This window comes from Mesorhizobium sp. M0715, from assembly GCF_040320355.1.
Lineage (GTDB): Bacteria > Pseudomonadota > Alphaproteobacteria > Rhizobiales > Rhizobiaceae > Mesorhizobium.
The window spans coordinates 94,166-119,933 of the sequence record NZ_JAMYPL010000003.1 but is presented as its reverse complement, the minus strand read 5'-3'; the positions used below and the strand labels follow the sequence as shown (position 1 = coordinate 119,933).

Here is a 25,768-nt window from a genome sequence, read left to right as displayed (position 1 = left end):
TTATCCTCCCAGATGTGTTGACTGCTGCATTCCCACCGGCTTTGACCCCGGCCTCAACTCTGATTTGAGCACGGATTGTCGCGAGCTCAAAACAGTCTCAATCCCGGCACGCGCACCCTGAGCCGGTACAGCGACGTCGACGCGGTAATGTAGAGGCTTTGCAAATCGTCGTCACCGAAGGTGAAATTCGCGCAATCTTCAGGCGCCCGGATGACGCCAAGAATGGCGCCCGACGCGTCGAAAATGTGGATGCCGCCCGGGCCGGTGCAGTAGAGATTGCCGCGGCTGTCGATCTTCATGCCGTCGGGCGCTCCCGGCCCCTCGCCCTCGGTTACTGCCCACACCGCGCCGCCATTGAGGTCGCCATTGGCTTCCACGCCGAACACCCTGATGTGCCCGCGTTCGGTGTCGTTGATGAACAGCCGCGACTCGTCCAGCGAAAAGCACAGCCCGTTCGGCTGCCCGAAATCGTCGGCCAGCAATGTCAGCCGGGCGCCGTCGCCATCGATGCGGTAGACGCCCTGGAACGGCAGGTCCTGCGGGCGTGGCACGCCATAGAATTCCTTCCGGCCATAGCCCGGATCGGTGAAGTAGATAGATCCGCCGGTGGCGACGACGATGTCGTTCGGGCTGTTGAGCTGCTTGCCCTGATGGTGCGTGGCAAGCACCGTCGCGCTGCCGTTGGGCTCGGCGCGGGTCACCCGGCTCGTCGCATGCTCGCAGGTGACCAGCCGCCCCTGGCGGTCCAGCGTGTTGCCATTGGCCTTGTGGCTCGGCGCGCGGAACAGCTCGATCTCGCCCTCGGCATTGCGGCGATACATCCGGCTTTCCGGAATGTCGGAGAAGACCAGCCATTTTTCGTAGGGGTGCCAGACCGGCCCTTCGAGGAAGCCGAAGCCGCTCGCCAGCGTCTCAATGGTCGCATCGCCGACGACATCGTCGAAGCCGGAATGGCGCGCACGCGCCGACACCGACATCATCGGCTCCCGGCGCGAACAGCCGTGCTACTCCGCATGGTGACGAATGGCATGAGCGCTTCCCGATACAGTCTTCTTGTTGGAGCAGAGCGTAGGCGCGGTCCCGACGAGCCGATACGGGTCAAAGCGCAGGGCTGACTGTGCGTTTGCACAGTCGGCCCTGCCTATCGAGCATAGAATAGGGCGACGCCAGATCAGGGCCGGCGAACACGCCGCAAAAGCGCGGTCAGGGTTGCGCTCGCGCAAGCTACGGCCACAAGCACGACCACGCCGGCAGCGTTGGATTTTTGCCCTGCGCGAAATGGGTCTTGCTGCGTGGGTTGAGGGCTGTGAACCAAGGTGTTCAGATCGGACCGGCTGCCGTGCCGAACGGAATAGGCCCGCGTGAACTCGGCACCGAGGAGGAAAATTTCCGACGAGTAGTAAACCCAGAGCAATATGACGAGCAGGCCGCCGGCGGCGCCATACGAGGACGCAATCGCGCTGGTGCCGATGTACCAGCCGATAAGCGATTTTCCCAATGTGAACAGGGCCGCGGTCCCGACAGCGCCAATTGCCACATCGCGCCATTCCAGGGTTCGATCCGGCAAAACTTTGTAAATGGCGGCAAACATCACGGAGATAAGCGCAAACGAAACGACGCCATTGATCCCGCTGAGTATGATCGTTCCGAACGGCAGATAGGCGTTGATGAAAGCGCCCAGTGCCGAAATCGCGGCGCTTGCGATGAGAGAGACCAGCAACAGGAACCCGAGTGCGGCCACCAACCCCAGACTGGCGGCCCGCGCCCGCACCAGACGCGACAGGGAGTTGCCTTGCGGTTCGATCTTCCAGATTGTGTTCAACGACTGCTGCATTTCGCCGAAGACACCAGACGCGGCCACCAGCAAGGTGACCAGCCCTATGATCGCGGCCCAGGTGCCGTACAGACTGTCGGATGCACTTTCCAGCGCAGTCTTCAGGAGATCGGCGCTTTCCGGTCCCATCAGCCCTGATATCTGCGCGGACAAGGCCAATTGTGCGGCATCGTGGCCGAAGACGAGACCAGCAATCGCAACCACGATCAGCAAGATCGGCGCCAGCGAGGTGGTGGCATAGAAAGCCATCGCCGCACCATGACTAAGCGCATTATCGTTGATGAAGCCGACTATGCTTTCACGCACCAGGTGCCATGAATCTGTGATTGAGGGTCGCACTTCGGGTCCGCAGGCATCGAGTTGGCGTTCACTAGCAATGCGCCGGACCTTCCGAAGTTCCGGGGCGTGGCCGCCGCTGTTTCAGTGCTCCGCCAGCCAGGCATCGAGCCGGTCCTGTTCGCGGCGCAGTGCGTCGATGTTGATCAGGCCACGCGCCATGGCGAGATAGATCGCCCGCGTCCGCGAGTTGAACACGGAAGCATCGCCGGCGCCGTCCTCCGCCGGCACGATGCCGAGCTTGTCGTAGCAGTGCTTGATGCGGCTCTGCGCACCACGGATCGACAGGCCGCGCCGCGCCGCGATCGCCCGGTCGGTCAGGCCGAGCGCGATGTCGATAAGGCTCTCATATTCGCCGTCGGTGATGCCCTCGAACTTGTCCTGCACGCGGTGCTGGATGCCGCGGATCTCGCGGTCGATGATGCAGTGGCCTTCGCGGAAAACCCCGCGCAGGGCGGACCGCATGCCCTCCTCCGTCGCCGATTTGAGCACATAGCCGTAGACCGAGCCGGGCGGCACGATGCGCGCCACGCCGCGCACATAGGCTTCGTCGGCGAAATTCGACCAGAACAGGATGTGCGTGCCGGCGCGGCGGTTCCAGATCGCCTTGGCAACTTCGATTCCCGTCGCCTTCGGCATCTGCAAATCGAGCACGACATGCAGTGGCTCGCGTTCGGCCGCCAGGTTGATGGCGTCCTCGCCGTCACTCGCTTCGATGACCTCGACGTCGCCGGGCCACAACTGCTCCACCGTTCGCCGCGCGAAGCTACGGTGCAGCCCGTCATTCTCGGCTATCATCACAAGCATCACATGGCCTCCGATACGGCGAGCTCGCCAGGAACCGCTGCAGCCGCCGCCAGGTCTCGCGACGGCTGGCGGTCGATCTCGACGACGACACGGGTGCCGCCGTTCTTGCGGCCGGCCTGGCCGATACGCAGCCGCGCCCCGATAAGGGCTGCCCGCGTGTGCATATGGCCGATGCCGCCATACGCGGCCGGATCAACAGCGCCGCAGCCCTGGCCGTCATCCGTCACGATCACCCGCAGCACGCTCGCGGTCGACGCCAGCAGCACGTCGATGCGGTGCGGCGCGGCATGGCGCACGGCATTGTTGATCGCTTCCTGCACGATCCGGTAGAGCGCGGTCCGCACTGGCTCGGACAGGCTGTCGGCGCCACCGTCGCTGGTGTCGGCGATGCGCACGGCGATCGGCGGCTTGGCCCTGGCGACGCTGCGGTTGAGATGCGCCTCGACCGCGTCGCGCAGGCCGAACAGTTCGAGCACACTCGGCCGCATGTCGTCGACGATGTGGCGCAGTTCCGTCAGGCAGCCGGCGACCTCCTTTTCGAGATCGGCAAGCTGTGCTGCCCGCGCCACGCCCTGGCCGCGAAGCGCCGAAAGCTGGCGCGCGATGCGGGCGAGATCGGCAAGCGTCTGGTCGTGCAGATCCATGGCCATGCGCCGCCGTTCGCGCTCCATGCCTTCGGTCAATTGCGAGGCGCCGACGCGCAGCAGTTCGACACGGTTGCGCGCCTCGCTCTCGGCCAGCATGGCGCGGCGCGCCTCCTCGGTCTGGATCAGCGCGAAGATGTAGGGCGCGATCAGGTCCGCGCATTGCTGGGCGACCGCGACATCGGCAAGCGTGTAGCAGTCGACCTCGTGCCGGCTGATGTTGAGCGCGCCAATGATGCCGCCGCGCGCCCTGAGCGGCACGACGATGCGGCTGCGCAGCCTGGCGGCGAAGATCGGGCCGTCGATAGCGGTGGCGAAATGGAACCGCTCGTCGCTCAACGCGTCGTCGGCGAGCAGATAGGGGACTTCGCCCCACAGCACCGAGCGGATCGGGCTGACTTCGGTCGGCAGCGGATGCTGGGCAAGCTCGCTCCAGCTGGTGTGGAAGCCGGCTTCGTAACAGGCGTGCCGGCGGCCGTCATGCGACAGCACCGCCAGATCCATGTGATCGTGCGGAATGAGCGAGCCGATCTCGATGGCTGTCGCGCGGAACGCCGTGCCGGGATCGATATGGCCGCCAAGCGCCCGCGATATCGCCAGCAGCCGGTCGATCAGGACCAGGGACACTTCCGCCATTGTTTTCACGATCCTCCCGTGCCGCGAAATAGTGGACGCATGCCGCCGCCGCTGTCAACGACGACCCGTTGGCCATAGGGCCCCGCACTCAGCTTGACAAAGAGCTGACGACAGCTCGGCGGTGTCGGCAGCCTTGTGGCGGTAATAGGAATTTTTTCTTGACTCGGTGCCCTCAGCTATGGTACATTTTTGTCCATGGTGCTGATTTGCGCCTATGACCCGCCGCACAGGCGGGTTTTTCGTTTGATGCTCCGTCAGTCAATGCGCGGGCGAAGGCTCCGAAGAAACCCGTCAGCCCGAATTCGTTGCCCTGCCGTTGGCCCGCCCGATCAACTTGCGGTGCAATGATTGTAAAGGGTTCGCGTCCTGGTCTAGGGAGGAGGCCAGGAGACCGAAACAGAATGCCAGTGACGCAAAACGTTGCTCCGGGCGCCCCGGGAATCCCGGCGCGCTGGACATCAAGCGCCAAGAGTGGCGTCGGAACGTCGCTTTCGCCGGCCGGCCGGATCTGGTTCACGATCAGCCACGGCATCCTCAACGAAGTCTACTATCCGCGCGTCGACAGCGCCTGCACCCGCGACCTCGGCTTGATCGTCACCGGCCCCGGCGGCTATTTTTCGGAAGAGAAACGCGATGCCGTGCATACGATCGAACCGTTCGAGGACGGCGTGCCCGCCTACCGGCTGGTCAATACGACGAGCGACGGCGCCTGGCGGATCGAGAAGCGCATCCTCGCCGACCCGGCGCGCCCGGCGCTGCTGCAGGAAATCACCTTCACGGCGCTGAAAGGGGTGCCCGGTGACTACCGCGTCTACGCGCTTCTGGCGCCGCATCTGGTCAATGCCGGCATGGGCAACACCGCATGGTTCGGCGAGCACGAGGGAAAGCCCGTGCTGTTCGCCTCGGGACGCGGCTCTTGCCTGGCGCTGGCTTCGTCGCTGCCGTGGAAAACCGGTTCGGCCGGCTATGTCGGCTTTTCCGACGGCTGGCAGCAACTCCACAACACCGGAGAACTCGATCCGGCTTGCCAGCGGGCCGAGGACGGCAATGTCGCGCTGACGGGCGAGATCGGCTTTTCCGCCACAGAGACCAAGGCCTTGCTGGCGCTTGGGTTTGGCGCGACATCAGACGAGGCCGCGGAACATGCTTTCGCCAGCCTGAAGCAGGGTTTTGAACCCGCGGCGAAATCCTACCTCCAGAACTGGCGCAACTGGCAAAAGGGCTTGCTGCCGCTGGACCGGCACGCGGTGCCCGGGATCAACTTCTATCGCATCTCGACGGCGGTACTGGCGACGCACCGGTCGATCGCCACACCGGGCGCCGCGGTCGCCAGCCTGTCGATCCCGTGGGGCTTCAACAAGGGTGACGACGACCTCGGCGGCTACCATCTGGTCTGGCCGCGCGATCTGGTCGAGACGGCGGGCGGCTTTCTTGCTGCCGGCGATGCTGCCTCGGCTCTGCAAATCCTCGATTACCTCAGCTCCATCCAGCAGCCGGACGGCCATTGGCCGCAGAACGCCTGGCTCGACGGATCGGCCTATTGGCCCGGCATCCAGATGGACGAATGCGCCTTTCCGCTGCTGCTGGCCGATGCTTTGCGCCGCGCCGGCCATTTGCCGCGCGCCAGGCTCATGACCTTCCTGCCGATGATCGAGCGCGCCGCCGGCTATGTCGTGCGCAACGGACCCGTCACCGCCGAGGACCGCTGGGAAGAGGATGCCGGCTACAGCCCGTTCACGCTGGCGGTCGAAATCGCCGCAATGCTTGCCGCGGCAGACCTCCTCGACGCCTGCGGCAAGACAGACGCCGCGACCTATCTGCGCGAGACATCAGACGTCTGGAACGATCAGGTCGAGCGCTGGACATACGTCACCGGCACGGCGACCTGCAGTCAAGTCGGCGTCGACGGTTACTATGTCCGCATGGCGTCGCCCGATAGCGCCGAGGCCGGTTCGCCGAAGGACGGCTATGTCCCGATCAAGAACCGGCCGCCCGGCGACACGGATCGGCCCGCCAAGGAGATCGTCAGCCCGGATGCGCTGGCACTTGTCCGCTTCGGTCTGCGGGCAGCCGACGATCCGCGCATGGCAGACACGGTCAAGGTCATCGACGCGCAATTGCGCTGCGATCTGCCGCAAGGGCCGCTCTGGTATCGCTACAATGGTGACGGCTACGGCGAGCACGAAGACGGCGCACCCTTCGATGGCACCGGCCAGGGTCGCCCCTGGCCGCTGCTGGCCGGCGAACGCGCCCACTATGAGCTGGCGGCTGGACACGAGGAAAAGGCAGCCAGCCTGCTGGCAGCGCTGGAAGGCTCGGCCGGACCGGGCGGCCTGTTGCCGGAGCAGGTCTGGGACGGCGCCGATCTGCCGGAACGCGAACTGCTGCACGGCCGCCCCTCGGGCAGCGCCATGCCGCTGGTCTGGGCGCATTCGGAGCATATCAAGCTGCTGCGCTCGCTGCGCGACGGCGCGGTCTTCGACATGCCGCCGCAAGGCGTCAAGCGCTATATCGAGGACAAGACCGTATCGCCGTTCAGAACCTGGCGGTTCAACAACAAGATCCGCGCCATGCCGGAGGGCAAGACGTTGCGCGTCGAAGTGTTGGACCCGGCTACAGTCCACTGGAGCACCGACAACTGGGCGACCGCCCATGACAGCCAGACGGTGGAGAACGCCTTCGGCATCCATCTTGCCGATCTGCCCGCGGCAAGCCTCCCCGAGGGAAGCACGCTGACCTTCACTTTTTTCTGGCCCGGGACCGGCGATTGGGAGAATGTCGACTTCTCCGTCATATCGGGCGACCAAGATGGCCAGTAGATCATAGCCAGTAGACCTTCCCTCGATAAACCCCATAAATCTCCTAGAAAATAGGGACGAAACCATGCAGATCGGAATGATGGGACTGGGCCGGATGGGCGCCAACATGGTCCGGCGCCTGATGCGCAACGGCCACGAATGCGTCGTCTACGACATCAACCCGGCCAGCGTCGCGGCCCTGGTGACCGACGGCGCGTCAGGGGCGGCCTCGCTGGAAGAATTCGTCGGCAAGCTGGCCAAGCCGCGCTGCGTGTGGCTGATGCTGCCGGCCGCGATCACCGGCAGGATCATCGACCAGGTGGCGGCCCTGATGGAGCCCGGCGACATCGTCATCGACGGCGGCAATTCCTATTATCACGATGCCGTCGACCAGGCCGCGAAACTGACCGGCAAGGGTATCCATCTTGTCGATGTCGGCACCAGCGGCGGCGTCTGGGGCCTGGACCGTGGCTACTGCCTGATGATCGGCGGCCCAGACGTGGCGGTGCAGCACCTCGATTCGATCTTCGCCACGCTGGCGCCGGGCGCCGATGCCGGCTCCAATCCGCCTGGGGATGCCGGGACCGCGCCCTTTGGCTATCTGCATTGCGGACCGAGCGGCGCCGGCCACTTCGTCAAGATGGTCCACAACGGCATCGAATATGGCGTCATGGCCGCCTATGCCGAAGGCATGAACATCCTGAAGTCGTCCAATGCCGGCAAGCGGCAACGGACGGCGGACGCCGAGACCAGTCCGCTGGAAAACCCGCAATACTACCAGTTCGACATCGACCTTCCCCAGGTGGCCGAGGTCTGGCGGCATGGCAGCGTTATCGGCTCCTGGCTGCTCGACCTGACGGCCGGCGCATTGAAAAGCGATCCGGGCCTGGTGAATTTCGGCGGCCGCGTCTCGGATTCCGGCGAAGGCCGCTGGACGCTGAAGGCGGCTATCGACACCGGCGTGCCGGCTCCGGTGCTGTCCTCGGCGCTGTTCGACCGCTTCTCCTCGCAGGGCGAATCCGAATTCGCCGACAAGCTGCTCTCCGCCATGCGCTATGCCTTTGGCGGCCATGTCGAGAAGCCGAAGGCCGGCAAGTGACGACACTGGGGGAGACACGCGCATGAGCCAGGAACGATCCGACACGCTGGTGCTCTTCGGGGCAACCGGCGACCTTGCCCACAAGAAGATATTTCCAGCCCTTTACCAGATGGTCGCCAAGGGCACGCTCACCGAACCGGTGATCGGCGTCGCCTTCGATGCCTGGGACCTCAAGCAATTGCAGGCGCGCGCCCGCGACGGCATCGTCAATGCGCTCGGCAAGATCGACGAAAAGGTGTTCGCCAAATTCGCCTCGCTGCTGCGCTACGTCAGCGGCGACTACCGCGATGGAGCGACGTTCGAGAAACTGAAAAACGCCCTCGGCACCGCGCAGCGGCCGCTGCACTACATGGCGGTGCCGCCGACCATGTTCGAGACCGTCGTCCAGGGACTGGAGCAATCAGGCACCGCGCATGGCGCGCGGCTGATGGTGGAAAAGCCCTTCGGCCACGACCTGCAATCGGCGCGCTGGCTGAACCGCGTCCTGCATCTGGTGTTCGACGAACAGTCGATCTTCCGTATCGACCATTATCTGGGCAAGGAAGCGATCCAGAACCTGCTCTATTTCCGCTTCGCCAATTCGCTGCTCGAGCCGATCTGGAACCGCAACTACGTCGAAAGCGTGCAGATCACCATGGCCGAGGATTTCGGCGTCGAGGGCCGTGGCCGCTTCTATGACGATGTCGGCTGCATCAGGGACGTCATCGAGAACCACCTGCTCAACATCCTGTTGCTGCTTGCCATGGAGCCGCCTGTCGGCCGTTCCGCCGACGACCTGATCGACGAGAAGGTGCAAGTGCTGCGCGCGATCAGGACGCTGACAAAAGACGATGTCGTGCGTGGCCAGTTCACCGGCTATCTCGCCGAACCCGGCGTGGCGCCGAACTCGCCGGTCGAGACCTTCGCGGCGGTGCGTTTCTTCGTCGACACCTGGCGCTGGCAGGACGTGCCGTTTTTCATCCGCGCCGGCAAGAACATGCCGGTGCACGTCACCGAAGTGGTGGTGCGGCTGAAGCGGCCGCCGCTCGATGTCTTCGATCCGATCAAGCCCGCCGACCAGAACTACGTCCGCTTCCGCATCGACCCGCAGGTGGTGATCGCCATCGGAGCACAGCGCAAGGCACCGGGCGACGACATGATCGGCGAGCAGGTCGAACTGACGGCGCTCGACGACAGCAAAAGCGACATGCCGCCCTACGAGCGGCTGATCGGTGATGCCATGAACGGCAACGGCCAGCTGTTCACCCGCCAGGACGCCAGCGAACTGGCCTGGCGCATCGTCGGCCCGGTGCTTGGCGACACCACGCCGCCGCACCTCTACGAGCCGCTCACATGGGGACCCGCGGACGTCATGGCCGGGTTCGGACCGCCCAATGGCTGGATCGATCCGGTGAAGTGAGAGGATCACACGATGGCCAAGGCAGTGAAGCAACCAGCATCGGGCACCGAGAAGCCGGACACTAAAAAAATCGTGCTCACGATCGACATCGGCGGCTCGCACGTCAAGATCCTCACCAGCGCCGGCGGCGAGGAGCGCCGCGCCGATTCGGGGCCGGGCCTGACGCCGCGGCAGATGATCGATACGGTCAACAAGCTCGCCGAAGACCTGTCCTACGACGTCGTCTCGATGGGCTATCCCGGTCCGGTCAACCACGACAGGCCGCTCGCCGACCCCGCCAATCTCGGCAAGGGCTGGGCTGGATTCGACTTTGCGGGTGCGTTCGGCAAACCGGTGAAAGTGGTCAATGACGCGCTGATGCAGGCCATCGGCAGCTACGAGGGCGGGCGTATGCTGTTCCTCGGGCTCGGCACCGGTCTCGGTGCGGCGATGATTGCCGACAACGTCGCCCAACCGATGGAACTCGCGCATTTGCCCTACAAGAAGGGCAGGAGTTTCGAGGATTATGTCGGCGAGCGCGGCCTGGAAAAGCGCGGCAAGAAGAAATGGCGCAAACACGTCTTCGACGTCGTCGACCGGCTCCGTGCCGCCATGCAGCCGGACTATGTCGTGATTGGCGGCGGCAACGTCGACAAGCTCGATGAATTGCCCGCCGACTCCAGGCGCGGCGACAACACACGCGCCTTCGAAGGCGGGTTTCGTTTGTGGCGCGACAAGGCGCTGATAGTCTGATACTGTTATTGTTTAATATAGTTGTTCAAAATAACGTGTGATATGCCATCAAGTCGTTGCAATACGCAGATTTGCCGACTAGGAATTCCGCGCTACACCAACGCCATTCGTCCCGTGGACGCACGAAGGACGCCATAGCATTTTGATTTCGCGCATGATCCTTTCCGGAAGTCGAATCCGATTTTCAGGTCATTCGCTGTAGACGGAGAAATAGAGTGACCGACGATAGCAACAGTGCCCGTAAAGACATCGATCTGCTCGAGCTGACCGCTCACATCGTGTCCGCTTACGTCGAGAAGAACCGCTTGCCCGCCTCCGGCCTGGCCGACCTCATCGCCAGCGTCAGCGCCTCGATAAACGGGCTCGGCAAGCCTGCGGTCCCGGTGGCTGCCCCCTTGGTCCCGGCGGTCAACCCCAAGAAGTCGGTGACGCCCGATTTTATCATCTGCCTCGAAGACGGCAAGAAGTTCAAATCGCTGAAGCGTCACCTGGGCGTGCATTTCGGCCTGACGCCGGACGCCTATCGCGCCAAATGGGGCTTGCCGTCGGACTATCCGATGGTCGCTCCCAACTATGCGGCCTCGCGTTCGCTGCTGGCGAAATCGATCGGCCTCGGCCGCAAGGCGGCCCCCGTGAAGGCACCCGCCAAGGGCAGGAAGGCCAAGGCCTCGGCCTGAGGCATGTCGCCCAAAAGTGCGCAGCGGTTTTGGGACGACGACCTGCCTAAAGCAGAGATCTAGTTCAGTCCTGAGCCAACAGTTAGGACGACTGGAACAGAAGCCTGCCGGCGAATCCGCCTTGGCAGGCTTGATGTTTTTATGGCTTGGATGGACGGACGGGGCCTTGGGGAGCGAGCCATGAACTACACCAGGATGGTGATCGAGAAAGAAGCGCCGGAAGAATACGGCTACGACCGTATCCGCTACAATCTTTCGGAAAGTTCGATCGCCGACCAGAAGCTCTCCGACATCGGCCTGTCGCTGCCTGATCTCACGCTTTTCTATGGCGAGCATCGCGGCGACAAGCAGTTGCGTGCACTAATATCGGCGCAGGATGCCGGCATTTCGCCGGATGATGTCTTGGTCACCGCCGGTGCCGCGGGTGCGCTGTTCATCATCTCGACCTCGCTTTTGTCGGCCAATGACCATCTCGTCGTCATCAGGCCCAACTACGCCACCAACATCGAAACCCCAAGGGCGATCGGCTGCGCCATCAGCTTTGTCGACCTGGCCTTCGAGGAAGGCTTCGCCATTGATGTCGAGCGCGTCAAGGCGGCGATGCGGCCGGACACGAAGCTGATCAGCGTCACCTGCCCGCACAACCCGACCGGCACGATGATGAGCCGAGCTGAACTCGATGCCCTGGTGGCGCTTGCCGAAAGCAGCAACTGCCGTCTGCTGGTCGACGAGACCTATCGCGACCTTTCCTACGGCCGGCGGCTGCCGATTGCTGCCTCGCTGAGCCCGAAGGCGATCAGCGTCTCGTCATTGTCCAAGGCCTTCGGCATTCCCGGTATCCGCATCGGTTGGCTGATCACCAGGGACGCTGAGCTTCAGGAAAAATTCCTCGCCGCCAAGGAGCAGATCGGCATCTGCGGCAGCGTCATCGACGAAGGCATCGCCCGCGGCATGCTCGAACGCCGGGACGTCTTCCTGGCGACATTGCTGCCCGAAATGGCGGGGCGCCGCGACATCGTCCAGGCCTGGATCGATCGCGAACCGCTGGTCGACTGGGTGCGGCCCGAAGGTGGCGTCGTCGGCTTCCCGCGCCTCGATGTCAAACCTGGCTTCGACCTCGACCGGTTCTATGTGAACCTGCTGGAAAACCATGGCACCTATGTCGGGCCCGGCCACTGGTTCGAGATGGAGAAGCGCTTCTTCCGCGTCGGCTTTGGCTGGCCGACGGAAGCCGAATTGCGCGGCGGCCTTGATGCCATCTCCGCCGCGCTGCGGCAGTAACTACCGCGTGCCGGCGATGAAACGGGCTGAAAATTCCTTGATCCAGCACTGATTTTGACGCATATCCGCTGCGAACTGAGCTAAAAAGTTCCGCCAGCCGGACCAGCGCCCATCGTGGAAGTGCCCCGCCAGCTGACGTCACTGCAACGGGGCCTCTTAAATCATGACAGCAGAACAGATATCGCCGGACCAGCGCTATGCCGCGTTTCGCCATCGCTCCTTCCTGAGCTATTGGGCGGCGCGTTTCCTCACCACATTCGCCACCATGATCGTGTCTGTCGCGGTCGGCTGGCAGATGTACGATTTGACCCGCGACCCGCTCGATCTCGGCCTTGTCGGCATCGTCCAGTTCCTGCCGTCGCTGCTTCTGGTGCTGGTCACCGGCGTCGTCGCTGATCGCTTCGGCCGCCGCCTGATCATGGCGCTGGCGGTCGTGGTGGAGGCGATGTGCGCGCTGGCGCTGCTGTTCCTGACGCTGCGCGGCATCAGCGGGCCGCTGCCGATCTTCTGCGTGCTGGCCATGTTCGGCGTCGCCCGCGCCTTTTTCGGTCCGGCCTCCGCCTCGCTGTTCGCCAATCTGGTGCCGCCTCAGGATTTCGCCAACGCCATCGCCTGGAATTCATCGGCCTGGCAGACGGCGACCATCGTCGGCCCGGTAGCCGGCGGCCTGCTCTACGGCGTGTCGCCGGAAGCGGCCTACGGAACCGCGGCCGTCCTGATGCTCGTGTCCGGGCTGCTGATCTTCACCATCCCGAAGCCGTCGCAGCGCACCGAGTCGGACAAGCCGACGATGCAGCACCTGCTCGGCGGGTTCAGCTACATCTGGAGCGAGAAGATCGTGCTCGGCGCCATCTCGCTCGATCTGTTCGCCGTGCTCCTGTCCGGCGCCTCGGCGCTGCTGCCGGTCTATGCGCGCGACATCCTCCAGCTCGGCCCCTGGGGTCTCGGCCTGCTGCGATCGGCGCCCAGCATCGGCGCCATTTGCGTCGCCATCTGGCTGGCCGGGCATCCGCTCCGCAACCACGCGGGCATGATCATGCTGGCCGCCGCCGCCTCGTTCGGCGCCTTCACCGTGCTGTTCGGCCTTTCGACCATCACCTGGCTGTCGATCGTAGCCCTTGCCGGCCTCGGCGCCACCGATATGTTCAGCGTCTACATCAGGGAGACCCTGATCCAGCTGTGGACGCCCGACGAGGTGCGCGGCCGCGTCAACGCCGTCAACCAGGTCTTTGTCGGAGCCTCCAACGAGGTCGGCGAATTCCGCGCCGGCACGATGGCCGCACTGATCGGCACGGTGCCGGCCGTGGTGATCGGCGGCATCGGCGCCATCGCCGTCGCGGGCCTGTGGATGGTGCTGTTCCCGCAACTGCGCAAGGTGCGCCACCTCAACGGACGCAACTGATCTCTTACGGCTGACAGCCGACATGCCTCGCCTATACACAGGAGCTCCCATGATCACTTGCTACCTGAAATATGTCATCGACCCCTACAAGCTTGCCGAGTTCGAAGACTATGGCCGTCGCTGGATAGGCCTGGTCAACCGCCTCGGCGGAAACCATCACGGCTATTTCCTTCCGAGCGAGGGGGCTAACAATGTCGCTTTTGCCATGTTCAGCTTCCCGAGCCTCGCCGCCTACGAGGACTATCGCAAGCGTATGGCTGCCGACCCGGAATGCCAGGAAGTGTTTGAAATGGAAAAACGCAATCGCAGCATTCTCAGCTACGAGCGCAGCTTCCTGCGGCCGGTGCTCGAACCTTGATGCATGTCGCAAAGTGGCCCCGGTTTTGGGAGACCTACATGCATAAAGACAAAGACCTAAAGCGCGGCGCCTGAATCCGTTCAAACGCGACGCGCTTTAGCCATTGCTCGGCTTGCCGAAAATCATCCGCAAAAACTCGTCCAGCCAGCGCTTGAGATGCATGTCCCAGATCAGCCGGCCGCCGAGATGGTCGCGGCCGGGCTGGGCACCGGGCAATTCGAAGCGATGCGCGCCGCGCACCACCCAGCGCTGCATCATCACCCTGGTCAGTTCGCCATGGAACTGGATGCCCCAGGCATTGTCGCCGTAACGGAAGGCCTGGTTGGGATAGGTTTCGGCGGTCGCCAGCAGCGTCGCGTCCCTGGGCAGCGAAAAACCCTCGCGGTGGAACTGGTAGACCATCTCCGGCCAGTGCATCAGTTGCTTGCCGGCTTCGGTCGCCTTCAGGGGATACCAGCCAACCTCGACCAGCCCTTCACCGTGTCCTTCGACCTTGCCGCCGAGATAGTTGACCAGCATCTGTGCGCCGAGACAGATGCCGAGACATGGCCGGTTCTCCCTCAGCGGTATTTCCAGCCAGTTGGTCTCGCGGCGAACGAACTCGTCCTCGTCATTGGCGCTCATCGGGCCGCCGAACACCACCGTGCCGGCGTGGTCGTCCAGTGTTTCGGGCAAGGCGTCGCCAAGCGGCGGCCGGCGGATATCGAGATCGAACCCTTCTTCCAGCAACATGTGTCCGACACGTCCCGGGCTCGAACTCTCCTGATGCAGCACGATCAGGATCTTTGGCTTCGAACTCGTTTGGCGCGGCATGGGAAGCGAAGATCCTATTCGTCGCTCGATGTTCCGGTGGCGCCGGGCGCGTGCGCCGCCGCCTTGCGGCGCGCCTCGACACGATCATGGCGTTCGACGCCGATCAGCTCGGCGACGCGCCAGACGGTGTTGTCCTCGAGCTCGTGCAACTCGCCATCGGCATAGACGATTTCCCACATCAGGCCGATGAAGGCCTTGCGCGCATCGGCATCGAGATGGCGCTTCAGGACACTGGTGAAGGCATAGAGATCGATCGCCTCGTTGTCGGCCCGCTCGCCGGCGGCGGCAAGCGCTTCGAGTTCCGTGCCGCTGATCGAATAGCTCTCCGCCAGCACCGCTTTGAACCGCTCCCACTCGACATCCTGGCGCACGCCATCGGCATTCATCACATGATAGAGCAGCGCCGAGGCGGCGATGCGGGGATCGTCTGTGCTGGCACGCGTGCCGGCACCGGCCGGCAAATCCCTGAGAAACGACAGAACGCGTTCAAACATAGATCCATACCCCAACGGCCTGACGGCCGGCCCAACTCAAAACAACCGAAACCGGCGCGGCGATTTCTGCGCTTCCTCGTCCGGATCGACGCCGGGATCGTCCGGCAACCGCGCAAGCTCCTCAGCCGGCTCGACACCCTCGGCATCGCTCGGCACCGCGGCGAAGGCCGCTGCCGTGATCGGCCTGACATGATCTTCTTCGCGACTTTCAGCTTGCTTGCCCGCCGACGTCTCGCCACCGGCATCATCGATCACCTCGATCGGCCTTTTTTCGCTCGTCGGCTTTGCCAATGCTTCGATGACCGGCGCCGCACCGGCTGGCATCTCATCATGGCTGTCGATCAACTGGCCAAGACGCTCCATCGGCGCACGCCACTCGAAGGCGTCGAGCCGGCCGGTGATCGGCGACACCGGCGCCCAGCGTTCCGACACCACGCCGTCTGCGACCCAGGCCGGATCGCGCGGCGCCCGCACCGCCCTGGACAGCAGCTGCCGCACCTTGCCCTGATCGCCGGTCTCGGCCTCCTCGATGTCTGCGAGCAGCAGATAGGCGCCCTCGCGGCGGTCCATCCGGATCGCCGCCTCGGCCTCGCGGCGGGCGGTCGAATAATCCTGCGCGTCGAGCGCGGCGCGCGCCACCGTCATCGAGGACTCGGCGTGGTTCTTCTTCATTTCCTGCAGCTTCTTCGCCCGGTTGAGGCGGTCGAGCACGGCGTCGCCCGGCCTTGCATGGGTATAGAGCTCGGCGACCTCCGGATGCGGCTCGGCCTTCCACGCCGCCTCGAGTATCTTCGAGCCCTTGCGCACATCGTTCTGCTTGAACAATGCGGCCGCGGCGGCAACGGCGGCAGGCGCGAAGTCGGGCCTAAGCTTGTTGGCCTCGATCGCCGCCGTCCTGGCGGCGGCGGGATCGCTGTCGGCAAGCGCCTGCGCCTTGGCGGTCAACAGCACTGCGCGGCGGCGGTTGGCGGCATCGCGCTCGATCTGCCGTGTCGATTTCTGCGCGTCGACCAGTTTCAGGGCGCCGTCCCAGTCGCCGCGCGCGGTCAGCTCTTCCAGCGTCGATTCCGCCGCCCAGGCCAGCTGCGGCGCCATCACCGCGGCGCGGCCGGCATAATGCCTGGCAGCGTTGCGGTCGCCGAGCCGTTCGGCTTCCAGATAAAGCCCGCGCAAGCCCAGCAGCCGCATCTCGGGATCGTCGAGCATGCTCTCGAACTTCTGTCGCGCGCCTTCATGATCGCCTTCGAGCAGCGACGCCTGTGCTTCCAGCAGGTGGATCAGCGGCTCCTGGTCGGAACGGATCAGCTTGGCGGCTTCCTTGGTCTTCTTGCGGGCCAGCGCGCCATCGCCGGCGCCGGCGGCAATCATGCCGGTCGACAGCGCCTGATAGCCACGGTCGCGGCGGCGGACACGGAAATAGCGCGAGATGGTGTAGGGGCTGTTCCACAGCGACTTAAGCAGCCACCACAGGATCATCACCGCGGCGACCACGGCAACGACGGCCACCGCCGCCACCATCAGGCTGACCTGGTATTGATAGCCGTTGAAAGTGACGACCATGTCGCCCGGCCGGTCGGCCAGCCAGGCAAAGCCCAGCCCGAGCGCGAAAACGACGATGAGGAAGGCGAGCAGGCGGATCATTGTGTTGCCCTCATGCCTTCATCGCGCCCGAGATCAGCGCATCGACCTGGGTTTCGACCTCGATGCGTGCCTTCAGCTTGCCGGCAAAGTCGGCGCCAGCCGCCTTGGCGGCCTCGGGCAGCGTTTCATACTCGCTGAGTGCCTTGGCGTAGTCGCCCTGGTTGACCGCCGCCTCCACGCGCGCGACGGTTTCCGGTGCGCCGGCGCCTTCGACGGCGCCGATCGGCCTGACCTTGACCAGCGATTCGGCGCTCGACAGAAGGCTCTGAACGAAGCCGGCATTCTCATCGACGGGCGTCGCGGCTGTGACCATGGCATTGGCGGCGGCATCAGCCTGCGATGCGATCTCGGCGCGGGTCGGAACGCCCTTTTCGGCATAGGGGCGCAGTGCCGCAAGCTGCGGCGCATCGGGCGAAATCGCTGCAAGGGTTTCGAGTTCGGCCGAAAACGGCCCGCCACGCTCCAGCGCCGCCTTCAAGGCGGACGCCGCAATGGCAAGCGCGATCTTCGGCTGTCCCGCCGCCGCCTCGACCTTGCCGGACAGCTGCGACACGGACTGCTCCAGCGCTGTCAGCCGGCCCTCCTGCGCCGTCGCCGCCTCGCCGGCCGACTTCACCAGCGCGTCGAGGCCTGCCAGTTTCTCGTTGAGCGGACCGAGATCGACCGGCGCCGAGCTGCCGGCCTTGCCGAGGGCGGCGACCGCCGTCTCGATTTGCGCGACCTTGTCGCCCAGTGCGGCGACCCCGGCTGCGTCGCCTGCTCCACCTTTCTCGACAGCCGATTTCAGCGCCGCCACATCGGCCTTGACCTGTTCAAGGCCCGAGGACAGGCCGACCATCTTGGCCGCTCCATCGCCGTTGCCGCCGGCGTCCTTCAAACCGGCGATTTCGGTCTTCAGCGAGGCGATGTCGCCGTTGACGCTATCGAGCGAGACGCCGGCACCGGAACCCGGCGCGCCGAGCAGGCCGGCAAATTGCAGCCCGCCGGCGCCGACCAGCGCGATGACCCCGCCGATGATGCCGGCGGCGACGCCGTTGAGGCCGCCGCGCTTTTCCGGGGCTGGCGCCATTTTCTCGCCCCGTGTCTCGGTTTTAGCCTTGCTGCCGTCGGTCTGCGTGCGCTTCGCCGATGCGTCCTCGAAACTGTAGTCATAGGCTTTGGTCTTTCCGGCCGGCGCATCGGACGATCCGGGCTCGTCGGACGATCCGGGATAAGGGATCTCGGCCTCGCTAGCGGGCTTTGTCGCCGCTGCCGGCGGCTGCCCCGGTTCGGCCCGGGCGTCGGCATGCTCCCAGGGCTCAAGATCGGTCTGGTCGGCATGAACCGGCTCTTCGGGAACCTCGGGCTGCGAAGCGTTCGCTGCTTCCTCGGCCTTCGCCTCGTCTGTCTGAGCCCCCTGCCTGGCGGCGTCCTCGTCGGCGATGCGTGAGACGGCGCCCGGTTCGAGATCGATGGTCACCGGCTCGCGGCGGCTTTTCGAGTGTCGCATCTTCGGCGTCTTGACCATGCCTGGGCTCCGCACAATTCGCTTCGTCTCAACGCCTGGCGGCGCATGATGGTTCAGAAAGGGTCTAGCACATCACCAAGCGGTGAAAAGGGGCGGTGTGATGACGCGGCTCAGCGCGGCGCCTGCAAAAGCGCCAGCAGCACATCCTCGTCGGGTTGCGCGGCAATGCGGATCCTTTCGCTGGCGACATCGTCGAAGGCTGCCGCGATGCGCGTGGAAAGCGCAAAAACCCATGTTTTTTCGAAGAGTCCGCGCAGAGCGGGCCGTCTTGCCAGGATTTGCATCGCCGCCGCCGCCTTGGCTGAATAAAGCAACACCGCGTCGGCAGGTTGCCCGGACAGGCGTTCGAGGATGACTTCGTCCGGATAGCCCATTGTCAGCGTGTCATACGTCTCGACGGCGTGGACCCGAACGCCCGCCGTCACGAGCCTCTGTTCGAACGCCGGAAAACGCACGCGCCCGCAGAGATAGACAATCGTCTTTCCAGAAAAATCGGCGGCGAGACTGTCGGCCAACGCCTCCGCATCGCCCGGGCCTTCACTGACCGACGAAAACCCCGCTCGACGCGCCGCTTGCGCCGTCCTTTTGCCGACCGCATGGCAAGGTAAGGCGGCGAGCGTCGCGATGATTTCTTCCGGCGCATGGCGCACGGCATTGGCGCTGGTGACGGCCACCGCGACGGCATCGTCCAGGGTCAGTCCGGCGGCGGGCAACGCCTTTGTTTCGGTCAGGGGCAAAAGAACCGGCTGAAAGCCCGTCTCCTCAAGCCGACGCGCAGTGCGCGAAGCACCCGGTTCCGGCCTGGTCACCAGGACGCGAAGCATTTCAGAGCCAGCCGTCGAAGAACTTTTCGCCGGCCTTGGCGCGCACCGTCCGGGCCGCTTCATCACCGATGCGGGCGGCGTCTTGCGCCGGTCCCTGCAGCTCGACCGTGTGCGACTGCGTGCCGTCGGGCGAGATGATCAGGCCCGCAAAAGACAGTTTTCCGGCCTCGATCGCCGCATAACCGGCGATCGGCGTGCGGCAGGAGCCGTCGAGTGCCGCCAGGAAGGCGCGCTCGCAGGCCAGTGCCTGCCCGGTCGGAACATCATGGATAGCCACCAGCATCTTTTCGACGTCGCGGTCGCCGATACGAGTCTCGATGCAGATCGCGCCTTGCCCCGGCGCCGGCGGGAAGATGTCGAGCGGCATCGGGTCGGTGGCGACATGCTCGAGCCCGAGCCGCTTCAGTCCGGCATAGGCCAAGATGGTGCCGGCGGCGACACCTTCGTCGAGCTTGCGCAGGCGCGTCTGCACATTGCCGCGGAACATCACCACGTCGAGATCCGGCCGCATGCGGCGGATCAGCGCCTGCCGCCGCAGCGACGACGAGCCGACTTTCGCTCCCTGCGGCAGGTCGGCGATCGTCTTCGCCGCCTTGCCGACAAAGGCGTCGCGCGCGTCCTCGCGCGGCAGGAAGGCCGAGAGTTCGAGCCCGTCGGGCAGTTGCGTCGGCATGTCCTTCGACGAGTGCACGGCGATGTCGATCCGGCCCGCCAGCAGCGCCTCCTCGATCTCCTTGGTGAACAGGCCCTTGCCGCCGGCTTCCGACAGCGGCCGGTCCTGGATGCGGTCGCCGCTGGTCGAAATGACGACGACCTCGAACGCCTCCGCCGGCATGCCATGCGCGGCCATCAGCCGCGCCTGCGTTTCATGCGCCTGTGCCAGCGCCAGCGGGCTGCCGCGTGTTCCGATTCTCAAGATTGTTTGCATGGCGCGCGGTCCGTGATAACCCCCGGCGAGCGAGGCTTTTCCGGGCTTTCTCCTAACGGGGAAAGTCCCATGATACAATCTTTAGGGACAGCGACGAATTGATCCGCGTTCTGGGCATCGAGACAAGTTGTGACGAGACCGCCGCCAGCGTCGTGGTGCTGGACGGCGATGCCGCGCCAAAAATCCTGTCCAACATCGTGCTCAGCCAGATCGAGGAACATGCCGCATTCGGCGGCGTCGTGCCGGAGATCGCCGCGCGTGCCCATGTCGAGGCGCTGGACGGCATCATCGAGGCAGCGCTTGCCGATTCGGGCACGGCGCTCGCCGATATCGACGCGATTGCCGCCACCGCCGGTCCCGGCCTGGTCGGCGGGCTGATCGTCGGGCTGATGACCGCCAAGGCAATCGCCGCGGCGGCGAACAAGCCGCTGATCGCCATCAACCACCTCGAAGGCCATGCGCTGACCGCAAGGCTGACCGACGGGCTCGACTTTCCCTATCTCTTGCTGCTGGTCTCCGGCGGCCATACGCAAATCGTCGCCGTGCGCGGCGTCGGCGACTACCAGCGCTGGGCAACGACCATCGACGACGCGCTCGGCGAAGCCTTCGACAAGACGGCCAAGATGCTCGGCCTGGCCTATCCCGGCGGACCGAATGTCGAGAAGGCGGCACAGGCCGGCAATGCCTCGCGCTTTGCCTTTCCGCGCCCGATGAAGGCCTCGGCCCAGCCCGACTTCTCCTTCTCCGGCCTCAAGACCGCCGTGCGCCAGGCGGCGAGCGCCATTGCGCCGCTGAGCGACCAGGACGTCGCCGACATCTGCGCTTCGTTCCAGGCAGCGGTGGCCGATGCGCTGGCCGACCGTGTCTCCCGCGCGCTGACGCGCTTTCGCGAGACATTTCCCGGCACGAAAAACCCGGCCCTCGTCGTTGCCGGTGGTGTCGCCGCCAACCGCACGATCAAGATCATGCTGGAGCGGCTCTGTGCCGAGACCGGCTTCACCTTCATTGCGCCACCGCTGAAGCTTTGCACCGACAATGCGGCGATGATCGCCTGGGCCGGCATCGAGCGGCTGCGCGCCGGCATGGCGCAGGAGAACGGCTTCGATTTCGTGCCGCGCTCGCGCTGGCCGCTGGACAGCATCTCGGCGCCGATGGTCGGCTCCGGCCGGCGCGGAGCCAAGGCATGAACGAGCTGGCAAGCGGCAACGACACCGCGCCAACCGGCTGGCGCGTTGCCGTGCTCGGCGGCGGGGCCTGGGGCACCGCCTTGGCCTTGGCCATGCTGCGCGCCGGCCATTTCGTCCGCCTTTACGCGCGCGACCCGGAGACCGTCGCCGCGATCGACCGCGGCGAAAATCCACGCTATCTGCCGGGCATTGCGCTCCAGCCCGGCATCGTGGCGACGAGCAACATCCAGGCCGCGCTCGACGGTGCCGACTGCGTGCTGGCGGTGACGCCGGCCCAGTCGCTGCGGACTACGCTGGCGGCAGCGAAGGACCAGATGCCGGCCGGTGTCCCGCTGGTTCTGTGTGCCAAGGGCATCGAAAGCGAGACCGGCGCCTTGCTGTCGGCGATCGTCGAAGAAATCCTGCCGCTAAATCCGGTTGCCGCTCTGTCGGGTCCGAGCTTCGCCACCGACGTCGCCCGCGGACTGCCGACGGCCGTTGTGGTCGCCGCCCGCGACGAGGCATTGGCCGCCGATCTCGCCGCCCGCTTTTCCGCCGAAAACCTGCGCTGCTATTCGAACGACGACCTGATCGGCGTCGAGATCGGCGGCGCCTTGAAGAACGTTTTCGCCATTGCCGCGGGTGCTGTCGCTGGCGCGGGTCTCGGCGCCAGCGCCCAGGCCGCCATGGTGACGCGCGGCTTTGTCGAACTGCGCCGCATCGGCGCTGCCTTCGGCGCCAGGCCCGAGACGCTGATGGGGCTTTCCGGCCTTGGCGACCTGCTGCTGACCTGCTCGTCCACCCAGTCGCGCAATTTCGCCTATGGCCTGGCGCTCGGCCAAGGCAGGCCGCTTGCCGGATTGCCGCTGGCCGAAGGCGTGCCGACGGCGGCGATCGCTGCCCGCATCGCCACCGAGCGCAACATCGACGCGCCGATCATTGCCGCCGTCGCCGCCATACTGGAGGGTGCCATCACCGTCCGGCAGGCTGTGACGGCCTTGATGACCCGGCCGCTGAAGACCGAAACCAACGATTGATCCCCACGACTTTGAACGATCAGGAGAAAAAAAGATGCTGTTTGCTGTGATTTGCAAGGACAAGCCCGGAAGCCTGCAGGTGCGCCTCGACTCGCGGCCCGAGCATATCGCCTTTCTCGAAGGGTTGAACGGCGACAAGAAGCTGGCATTCGCCGGTCCGTTCCTTGATGCCGAGGGCAAGCCCAATGGCAGCCTCGTGGTCGTCGAAGCGTCCGACCTGGCTGGCGCCCAGGCTCTGTCGGCCGCCGACCCCTACGCCAAGGCGGGGCTGTTCGAAAGCGTCGAAATCCGCCCGTGGAACTGGACGTTCAACAAGCCGGCGGCTAGTTAATCCCGGTCGCCCGCGCGACGCCAAGGAGGAGAAAGACATGAACTACTGGCTGTTCAAATCCGAGCCATTCAAGTTCTCCTTCGAGATGCTGAAGGCCAAGGGCAAGGCCGGTACGCAATGGGACGGCGTGCGCAACTACGCCGCGCGCAACAACATGAAGGCCATGCAGATCGGCGATCTCGGCTTCTTCTACCATTCCAACGAAGGGCTGAACGTCGTCGGCATCGCTGAAGTCTGCGCGCTTGCCCATCCCGACACCACCTCGGACGATCCGCGCTGGGAATGCGTCGACATCCGCGCCGTAAGGGATGTGCCGAACCCGCCGACGCTGGAACAGGTCAAGGCCAATCCGAAGCTTGCCGACATGGCGCTGGTGCGGCTCGGCCGGCTTTCCGTGCAGCCGGTGACGCCGGCCGAGTGGAAGGAAGTCTGCCGCATGGGCGGCTTGACGCCGGCTCCGTGACGGCGCTGACGCCCAACAGCGCGAGGCAATTCATTCTCGACAACACGGCGCTGATGGCGCCGCCGCACGTGCCGGAGATCCTGCTTCATCTTGCCGACGAAGCGCATGATTTGTGGCAGCGGACCGAGGATGAGCTGGTCGAGATCGGCCTGCCACCGCCTTTCTGGGCCTTTGCCTGGGCCGGCGGCCAGGGCCTTGCCCGCCATGTCCTGGACAATCCCGGCACGGTGCGGGGCAAGCGCGTGCTCGACTTCGCTTCCGGCTCCGGCCTTGTCGCCATCGCTGCCGCCAAGGCAGGTGCCGCCAAGGTGATCGCAACCGACATCGATCCGTTCTGTGCCACCGCGATCCGGCTCAACAGCGAGATCAACGGTGTCGGGACCGAATTCCTCGGCACGGATTGCATCGGCACCGATGCAGGTTGGGACGTGGTCCTGGCCGGTGATGTTTTCTACGACAAATCTTTCGCGGACCGGCTGATGCCATGGTTCGCAACGCTGAAGGCCCGCGGCGCCGAGATCCTCGTCGGCGATCCCGGACGGTCGTATCTGCCGAAGGCAGGGCTGGAGCCGCTTTCTGTCTATGAGGTGGCCGTCACGCGGGCGCTGGAGGATGCGCTGGTCAAGCGCACGACGGTCTGGCGGTTCGCTTGACGCGATCGCCGAACAGGCGTTCCATCACATACAAATCAGAGGGGGAGCTCATGGATTTTTCAGCAGTGAACTGGCTGGCGGTAGTCGCTGCCGCGATCGCCGCGTGGCTGTTCGGCGCCGCTTGGTACATGGGCCTGAGCAAGCCGTGGCTGAAGGCCGCCAAGCTCGATCCGGCGACGATGAAAAAATCGCCGCTGCCCTTCGTCATCAGCTTCATCGCCGAACTGGTCATGGCCACCACATTGGCCCTGGTCGTCGGCGCGATGACCGGCGGCGAGCCGACATGGATCGCCGGACTAGTCTTTGGCTTTGTGCTCTGGCTGGGTTTCGTCGCCACGACGCTCTCGGTCAACCATCGCTACGAGAATTTCGGCTGGGACCTGACCCTCATCGACGGCGGCCACTGGCTCGGCGTGCTGCTGATCATCGGCGCCGTGATCGGCTGGTTCGGCGCGGCGGCAACCTGATCAAGAAGGGAGTAGGGCAGTAAGGCAGTAGGGGAATAGGGGGCAAACGGCACCGACTGCTCCCTACTGCCCTACTGCCCTACTGCCTTACTGCCCTTTGTCCGTGGTCCGCGTCTTGGCGACTTCCTCGAGCATCCATTCGCGAAAGGCGACGATGCGCGGATCGTCGGCGGTATTTTCGGGATAGACCAGGAAGTAGGCGAACTCGGGCGCCACCCGCAGGCCGAGTTCGAAAGGCTGCACCAGCCTGCCCTGGGAAAGGTCGTTCGCCACCATGGCGAAATCGGCGAGCGCAACGGCATTGCCGTCGAGCGCTGCCTGGACGGCATCCGTGGAGTTTCCGAAGACGACGGTCCGGCTGTCGTCGAAATCATTGATGCCTGCCGCCGCCATCCACATCCGCCAGTTGGGCCATGTCACGCCTTGCCGCGACCATTCGATATGCGCAAGCGTGTGATTGAAGAGGTCGCGCGGCTCACGCAGCGGCGGACCGGAAGTCAACAGGCTCGGGCTGCACACCGGAATGAGGATGTTGTCGAACAGCCGGTGGGTGCGAAGACCCGGATATTTACCGGCGCCGAAACGGATGCCGACATCGATGTCATCGAGTTCGAAATCCCGCACTTCATAGGCAATGTCGAATCGCAATTCGATATCGGGGTGATGCTTGCGAAAATCGTCGACGCGTCGCATCAGCCATTTTGACGCGAACTGCGCGTCGAGCGTTACCTTCAAAAGGGCGGTGCCGCGCGCCAGCTTTTGCGCCCGCGAAACGGCCCGGCCAAGCAGGTCGAGCGCGTCGGCCGAGGCGTCGAACAGCACCGTCCCCGCCTCGGTGAGCCGGATGGTGCGGCTGGTGCGTGTGAACAGCACCAGCCCGAGTTGATCCTCGATTTCTTTGATCTGATGGCTGACGGCGGCCGGTGTCAGGCCGAGCTCGTCGGCGGCGCGGGTGAAATTGAGGTGCCGGGCCGCTGCTTCCAGCGTCCTCAAGGCACGAGTCCCGGGCAGAAGACGAGCCATCCTATCCTCAAATAAAACTTGATGATCCAGAGAAAACTACTCGTTTCTCGCAGGGATTTCAATCTGGCATGATCCCATCATCGACACATCATCAAGCCGGATTTGATATCCGGAGACAACGGATCATAACCATGTCCATCATCGTTTTGAATTCATCGACACCCCGCCCGGCCTGGCTGGCCGAAACCCTCGACTGGCTGCGTCACGCCCGGATCGCGATACGCCTCGCCCGCCGCGACATTGCCTACCAGGACGTCGAGGATCTCTCCGATCGCCAACTGCGCGATATCGGCGGCGAGCGCCGCGACGTCGCTCGCGCAATGGACAGAGAACTTGGCCGGCTGGGCCTGCTAGACATCGGCTGGCAGAAACCTGGTCGTAGGGGAATAGGGGAATAGGGGAATAGGGGAATAGGAAA

At 64.7% G+C, this 25,768-nt stretch carries 26 protein-coding genes; 15 read left to right on the top strand and 11 right to left on the bottom strand.

Features of this window, described 5'->3' with window-relative positions; translation table 11 throughout:
- Positions 1-86 precede the first annotated feature (86 nt).
- The 4 genes from NKI21_RS04520 to NKI21_RS04505 all read right to left on the bottom strand — a co-directional run bounded on the left by NKI21_RS04520 (position 87) and on the right by NKI21_RS04505 (position 4,257).
- A complete protein-coding gene (locus NKI21_RS04520) occupies positions 87-977 on the bottom strand; it encodes an SMP-30/gluconolactonase/LRE family protein (protein WP_352461341.1) in 891 nt (296 codons plus the stop codon).
- Positions 978-1,171: 194 nt separating this feature from the next.
- Complete coding sequence (locus NKI21_RS04515; RefSeq protein ID WP_352750674.1) at positions 1,172-2,140, bottom strand: YihY/virulence factor BrkB family protein; 969 nt, start codon at positions 2,138-2,140, stop codon at positions 1,172-1,174.
- A 114-nt stretch (positions 2,141-2,254) separates the two neighbouring features.
- Positions 2,255-2,977, bottom strand: a complete 723-nt coding sequence (locus tag NKI21_RS04510) for a response regulator transcription factor (protein ID WP_127318792.1) — start codon at positions 2,975-2,977, stop codon at positions 2,255-2,257.
- On the bottom strand, positions 2,977-4,257 hold the full coding sequence (locus tag NKI21_RS04505) for a sensor histidine kinase (protein ID WP_352797720.1): 1,281 nt from the start codon (positions 4,255-4,257) through the stop codon (positions 2,977-2,979). The genes NKI21_RS04510 and NKI21_RS04505 overlap by 1 nt, the downstream gene beginning before the upstream one ends.
- Before the next feature lie 401 nt (positions 4,258-4,658).
- On the opposite strand from NKI21_RS04505, the gene NKI21_RS04500 reads away from it, so the two are divergent.
- From NKI21_RS04500 to NKI21_RS04465, 8 genes are all read left to right on the top strand, one after another.
- Positions 4,659-7,076 carry a glucan 1,4-alpha-glucosidase gene (locus NKI21_RS04500; protein ID WP_352442100.1) on the top strand — a complete coding sequence of 806 codons (2,418 nt, stop codon included), beginning with the start codon at positions 4,659-4,661 and terminating at the stop codon, positions 7,074-7,076.
- A gap of 64 nt (positions 7,077-7,140) precedes the next feature.
- Positions 7,141-8,154, top strand: coding sequence for a phosphogluconate dehydrogenase (NAD(+)-dependent, decarboxylating) (gnd, locus tag NKI21_RS04495; protein ID WP_352442099.1), 1,014 nt, complete (start codon positions 7,141-7,143; stop codon positions 8,152-8,154).
- A 22-nt stretch (positions 8,155-8,176) separates the two neighbouring features.
- A complete protein-coding gene (gene zwf, locus NKI21_RS04490; protein ID WP_352442098.1) occupies positions 8,177-9,553 on the top strand; it encodes a glucose-6-phosphate dehydrogenase in 1,377 nt (458 codons plus the stop codon).
- A 12-nt stretch (positions 9,554-9,565) separates the two neighbouring features.
- Complete coding sequence (locus NKI21_RS04485) at positions 9,566-10,285, top strand: ROK family protein (RefSeq protein WP_352442097.1); 720 nt, start codon at positions 9,566-9,568, stop codon at positions 10,283-10,285.
- Between the two features lie 215 nt (positions 10,286-10,500).
- Positions 10,501-10,962 carry a Ros/MucR family transcriptional regulator gene (locus NKI21_RS04480; RefSeq protein WP_023811220.1) on the top strand — a complete coding sequence of 154 codons (462 nt, stop codon included), beginning with the start codon at positions 10,501-10,503 and terminating at the stop codon, positions 10,960-10,962.
- A 180-nt stretch (positions 10,963-11,142) separates the two neighbouring features.
- Complete coding sequence (locus NKI21_RS04475) at positions 11,143-12,243, top strand: aminotransferase class I/II-fold pyridoxal phosphate-dependent enzyme (protein ID WP_352442096.1); 1,101 nt, start codon at positions 11,143-11,145, stop codon at positions 12,241-12,243.
- A gap of 163 nt (positions 12,244-12,406) precedes the next feature.
- On the top strand, positions 12,407-13,645 hold the full coding sequence (locus tag NKI21_RS04470; protein WP_352442095.1) for an MFS transporter: 1,239 nt from the start codon (positions 12,407-12,409) through the stop codon (positions 13,643-13,645).
- Between the two features lie 49 nt (positions 13,646-13,694).
- The gene (locus NKI21_RS04465) at positions 13,695-14,003 is read left to right on the top strand and encodes an NIPSNAP family protein (protein ID WP_023811223.1); all 309 of its coding nucleotides are present in this window, start codon (positions 13,695-13,697) and stop codon (positions 14,001-14,003) included.
- Positions 14,004-14,099: 96 nt separating this feature from the next.
- On the opposite strand, the gene NKI21_RS04460 is transcribed toward NKI21_RS04465, so the two are convergent.
- The 6 genes from NKI21_RS04460 to hemC all read right to left on the bottom strand — a co-directional run bounded on the left by NKI21_RS04460 (position 14,100) and on the right by hemC (position 20,210).
- Positions 14,100-14,816: a glutamine amidotransferase gene (locus tag NKI21_RS04460; protein WP_128304138.1), complete on the bottom strand. Its 717-nt coding sequence runs from the start codon at positions 14,814-14,816 to the stop codon at positions 14,100-14,102.
- A 14-nt stretch (positions 14,817-14,830) separates the two neighbouring features.
- Entirely contained in the window at positions 14,831-15,310 is a 480-nt protein-coding gene (locus NKI21_RS04455) for a tellurite resistance TerB family protein (RefSeq protein ID WP_127268697.1), read from the bottom strand.
- Between the two features lie 36 nt (positions 15,311-15,346).
- Positions 15,347-16,951: a heme biosynthesis protein HemY gene (locus tag NKI21_RS04450; protein WP_352442094.1), complete on the bottom strand. Its 1,605-nt coding sequence runs from the start codon at positions 16,949-16,951 to the stop codon at positions 15,347-15,349.
- Positions 16,952-16,961: 10 nt separating this feature from the next.
- Positions 16,962-18,458, bottom strand: a complete 1,497-nt coding sequence (locus tag NKI21_RS04445; protein ID WP_352442093.1) for a COG4223 family protein — start codon at positions 18,456-18,458, stop codon at positions 16,962-16,964.
- Between the two features lie 110 nt (positions 18,459-18,568).
- Positions 18,569-19,282 (bottom strand): uroporphyrinogen-III synthase, encoded by a 714-nt coding sequence (locus tag NKI21_RS04440; protein WP_352442092.1) that lies wholly within the window; start codon positions 19,280-19,282, stop codon positions 18,569-18,571.
- 1 nt (position 19,283) lies between these two features.
- Positions 19,284-20,210, bottom strand: coding sequence for a hydroxymethylbilane synthase (hemC, locus tag NKI21_RS04435; protein ID WP_352442091.1), 927 nt, complete (start codon positions 20,208-20,210; stop codon positions 19,284-19,286).
- A 101-nt stretch (positions 20,211-20,311) separates the two neighbouring features.
- Between hemC and tsaD the strand changes: the two genes are divergently transcribed.
- The 6 genes from tsaD to NKI21_RS04405 are packed head-to-tail and all read left to right on the top strand — an operon-like array spanning position 20,312 to position 24,327.
- Positions 20,312-21,397 carry a tRNA (adenosine(37)-N6)-threonylcarbamoyltransferase complex transferase subunit TsaD gene (gene tsaD / locus NKI21_RS04430; RefSeq protein WP_352442152.1) on the top strand — a complete coding sequence of 362 codons (1,086 nt, stop codon included), beginning with the start codon at positions 20,312-20,314 and terminating at the stop codon, positions 21,395-21,397.
- Entirely contained in the window at positions 21,394-22,413 is a 1,020-nt protein-coding gene (locus NKI21_RS04425) for an NAD(P)H-dependent glycerol-3-phosphate dehydrogenase (RefSeq protein WP_352442090.1), read from the top strand. Before tsaD ends, NKI21_RS04425 begins: the two co-directional genes overlap by 4 nt.
- Positions 22,414-22,447: 34 nt before the next feature.
- Entirely contained in the window at positions 22,448-22,744 is a 297-nt protein-coding gene (locus NKI21_RS04420) for a YciI-like protein (protein ID WP_128306096.1), read from the top strand.
- Positions 22,745-22,781: 37 nt separating this feature from the next.
- The gene (locus NKI21_RS04415; protein WP_023811233.1) at positions 22,782-23,207 is read left to right on the top strand and encodes an EVE domain-containing protein; all 426 of its coding nucleotides are present in this window, start codon (positions 22,782-22,784) and stop codon (positions 23,205-23,207) included.
- Positions 23,204-23,860, top strand: a complete 657-nt coding sequence (locus NKI21_RS04410) for a class I SAM-dependent methyltransferase (RefSeq protein ID WP_023811234.1) — start codon at positions 23,204-23,206, stop codon at positions 23,858-23,860. Before NKI21_RS04415 ends, NKI21_RS04410 begins: the two co-directional genes overlap by 4 nt.
- Before the next feature lie 50 nt (positions 23,861-23,910).
- On the top strand, positions 23,911-24,327 hold the full coding sequence (locus NKI21_RS04405; protein ID WP_023811235.1) for a DUF1761 domain-containing protein: 417 nt from the start codon (positions 23,911-23,913) through the stop codon (positions 24,325-24,327).
- A gap of 87 nt (positions 24,328-24,414) precedes the next feature.
- Here the strand turns inward: NKI21_RS04405 and gcvA are convergent, their stop codons facing one another.
- Positions 24,415-25,350: a transcriptional regulator GcvA gene (gcvA, locus tag NKI21_RS04400; RefSeq protein ID WP_352442089.1), complete on the bottom strand. Its 936-nt coding sequence runs from the start codon at positions 25,348-25,350 to the stop codon at positions 24,415-24,417.
- A gap of 131 nt (positions 25,351-25,481) precedes the next feature.
- Here gcvA and NKI21_RS04395 point away from each other — a divergent pair, with 131 nt between their 5' ends.
- The gene (locus tag NKI21_RS04395; protein ID WP_352442088.1) at positions 25,482-25,748 is read left to right on the top strand and encodes a hypothetical protein; all 267 of its coding nucleotides are present in this window, start codon (positions 25,482-25,484) and stop codon (positions 25,746-25,748) included.
- Positions 25,749-25,768: the final 20 nt, after the last annotated feature.

What these genes read in the sequence shown, in the direction of transcription:
- NKI21_RS04520 (WP_352461341.1), bottom strand. Translation starts at nt 977, where the DNA reads ATGTCGGTGTCGGCGCGTGCGCGCCATTCCGGCTTCGACGATGTCGTC.
- NKI21_RS04510 (WP_127318792.1), bottom strand. Translation starts at nt 2,977, where the DNA reads ATGCTTGTGATGATAGCCGAGAATGACGGGCTGCACCGTAGCTTCGCG.
- NKI21_RS04505 (WP_352797720.1), bottom strand. Translation starts at nt 4,257, where the DNA reads ATGGCGGAAGTGTCCCTGGTCCTGATCGACCGGCTGCTGGCGATATCG.
- NKI21_RS04500 (WP_352442100.1), top strand. Translation starts at nt 4,659, where the DNA reads ATGCCAGTGACGCAAAACGTTGCTCCGGGCGCCCCGGGAATCCCGGCG.
- gnd (WP_352442099.1), top strand. Translation starts at nt 7,141, where the DNA reads ATGCAGATCGGAATGATGGGACTGGGCCGGATGGGCGCCAACATGGTC.
- zwf (WP_352442098.1), top strand. Translation starts at nt 8,177, where the DNA reads ATGAGCCAGGAACGATCCGACACGCTGGTGCTCTTCGGGGCAACCGGC.
- NKI21_RS04485 (WP_352442097.1), top strand. Translation starts at nt 9,566, where the DNA reads ATGGCCAAGGCAGTGAAGCAACCAGCATCGGGCACCGAGAAGCCGGAC.
- NKI21_RS04475 (WP_352442096.1), top strand. Translation starts at nt 11,143, where the DNA reads ATGAACTACACCAGGATGGTGATCGAGAAAGAAGCGCCGGAAGAATAC.
- NKI21_RS04470 (WP_352442095.1), top strand. Translation starts at nt 12,407, where the DNA reads ATGACAGCAGAACAGATATCGCCGGACCAGCGCTATGCCGCGTTTCGC.
- NKI21_RS04465 (WP_023811223.1), top strand. Translation starts at nt 13,695, where the DNA reads ATGATCACTTGCTACCTGAAATATGTCATCGACCCCTACAAGCTTGCC.
- NKI21_RS04460 (WP_128304138.1), bottom strand. Translation starts at nt 14,816, where the DNA reads ATGCCGCGCCAAACGAGTTCGAAGCCAAAGATCCTGATCGTGCTGCAT.
- NKI21_RS04455 (WP_127268697.1), bottom strand. Translation starts at nt 15,310, where the DNA reads ATGTTTGAACGCGTTCTGTCGTTTCTCAGGGATTTGCCGGCCGGTGCC.
- NKI21_RS04450 (WP_352442094.1), bottom strand. Translation starts at nt 16,951, where the DNA reads ATGATCCGCCTGCTCGCCTTCCTCATCGTCGTTTTCGCGCTCGGGCTG.
- NKI21_RS04445 (WP_352442093.1), bottom strand. Translation starts at nt 18,458, where the DNA reads ATGGTCAAGACGCCGAAGATGCGACACTCGAAAAGCCGCCGCGAGCCG.
- NKI21_RS04440 (WP_352442092.1), bottom strand. Translation starts at nt 19,282, where the DNA reads ATGCTTCGCGTCCTGGTGACCAGGCCGGAACCGGGTGCTTCGCGCACT.
- hemC (WP_352442091.1), bottom strand. Translation starts at nt 20,210, where the DNA reads ATGCAAACAATCTTGAGAATCGGAACACGCGGCAGCCCGCTGGCGCTG.
- NKI21_RS04425 (WP_352442090.1), top strand. Translation starts at nt 21,394, where the DNA reads ATGAACGAGCTGGCAAGCGGCAACGACACCGCGCCAACCGGCTGGCGC.
- NKI21_RS04420 (WP_128306096.1), top strand. Translation starts at nt 22,448, where the DNA reads ATGCTGTTTGCTGTGATTTGCAAGGACAAGCCCGGAAGCCTGCAGGTG.
- NKI21_RS04415 (WP_023811233.1), top strand. Translation starts at nt 22,782, where the DNA reads ATGAACTACTGGCTGTTCAAATCCGAGCCATTCAAGTTCTCCTTCGAG.
- NKI21_RS04405 (WP_023811235.1), top strand. Translation starts at nt 23,911, where the DNA reads ATGGATTTTTCAGCAGTGAACTGGCTGGCGGTAGTCGCTGCCGCGATC.
- gcvA (WP_352442089.1), bottom strand. Translation starts at nt 25,350, where the DNA reads ATGGCTCGTCTTCTGCCCGGGACTCGTGCCTTGAGGACGCTGGAAGCA.
- NKI21_RS04395 (WP_352442088.1), top strand. Translation starts at nt 25,482, where the DNA reads ATGTCCATCATCGTTTTGAATTCATCGACACCCCGCCCGGCCTGGCTG.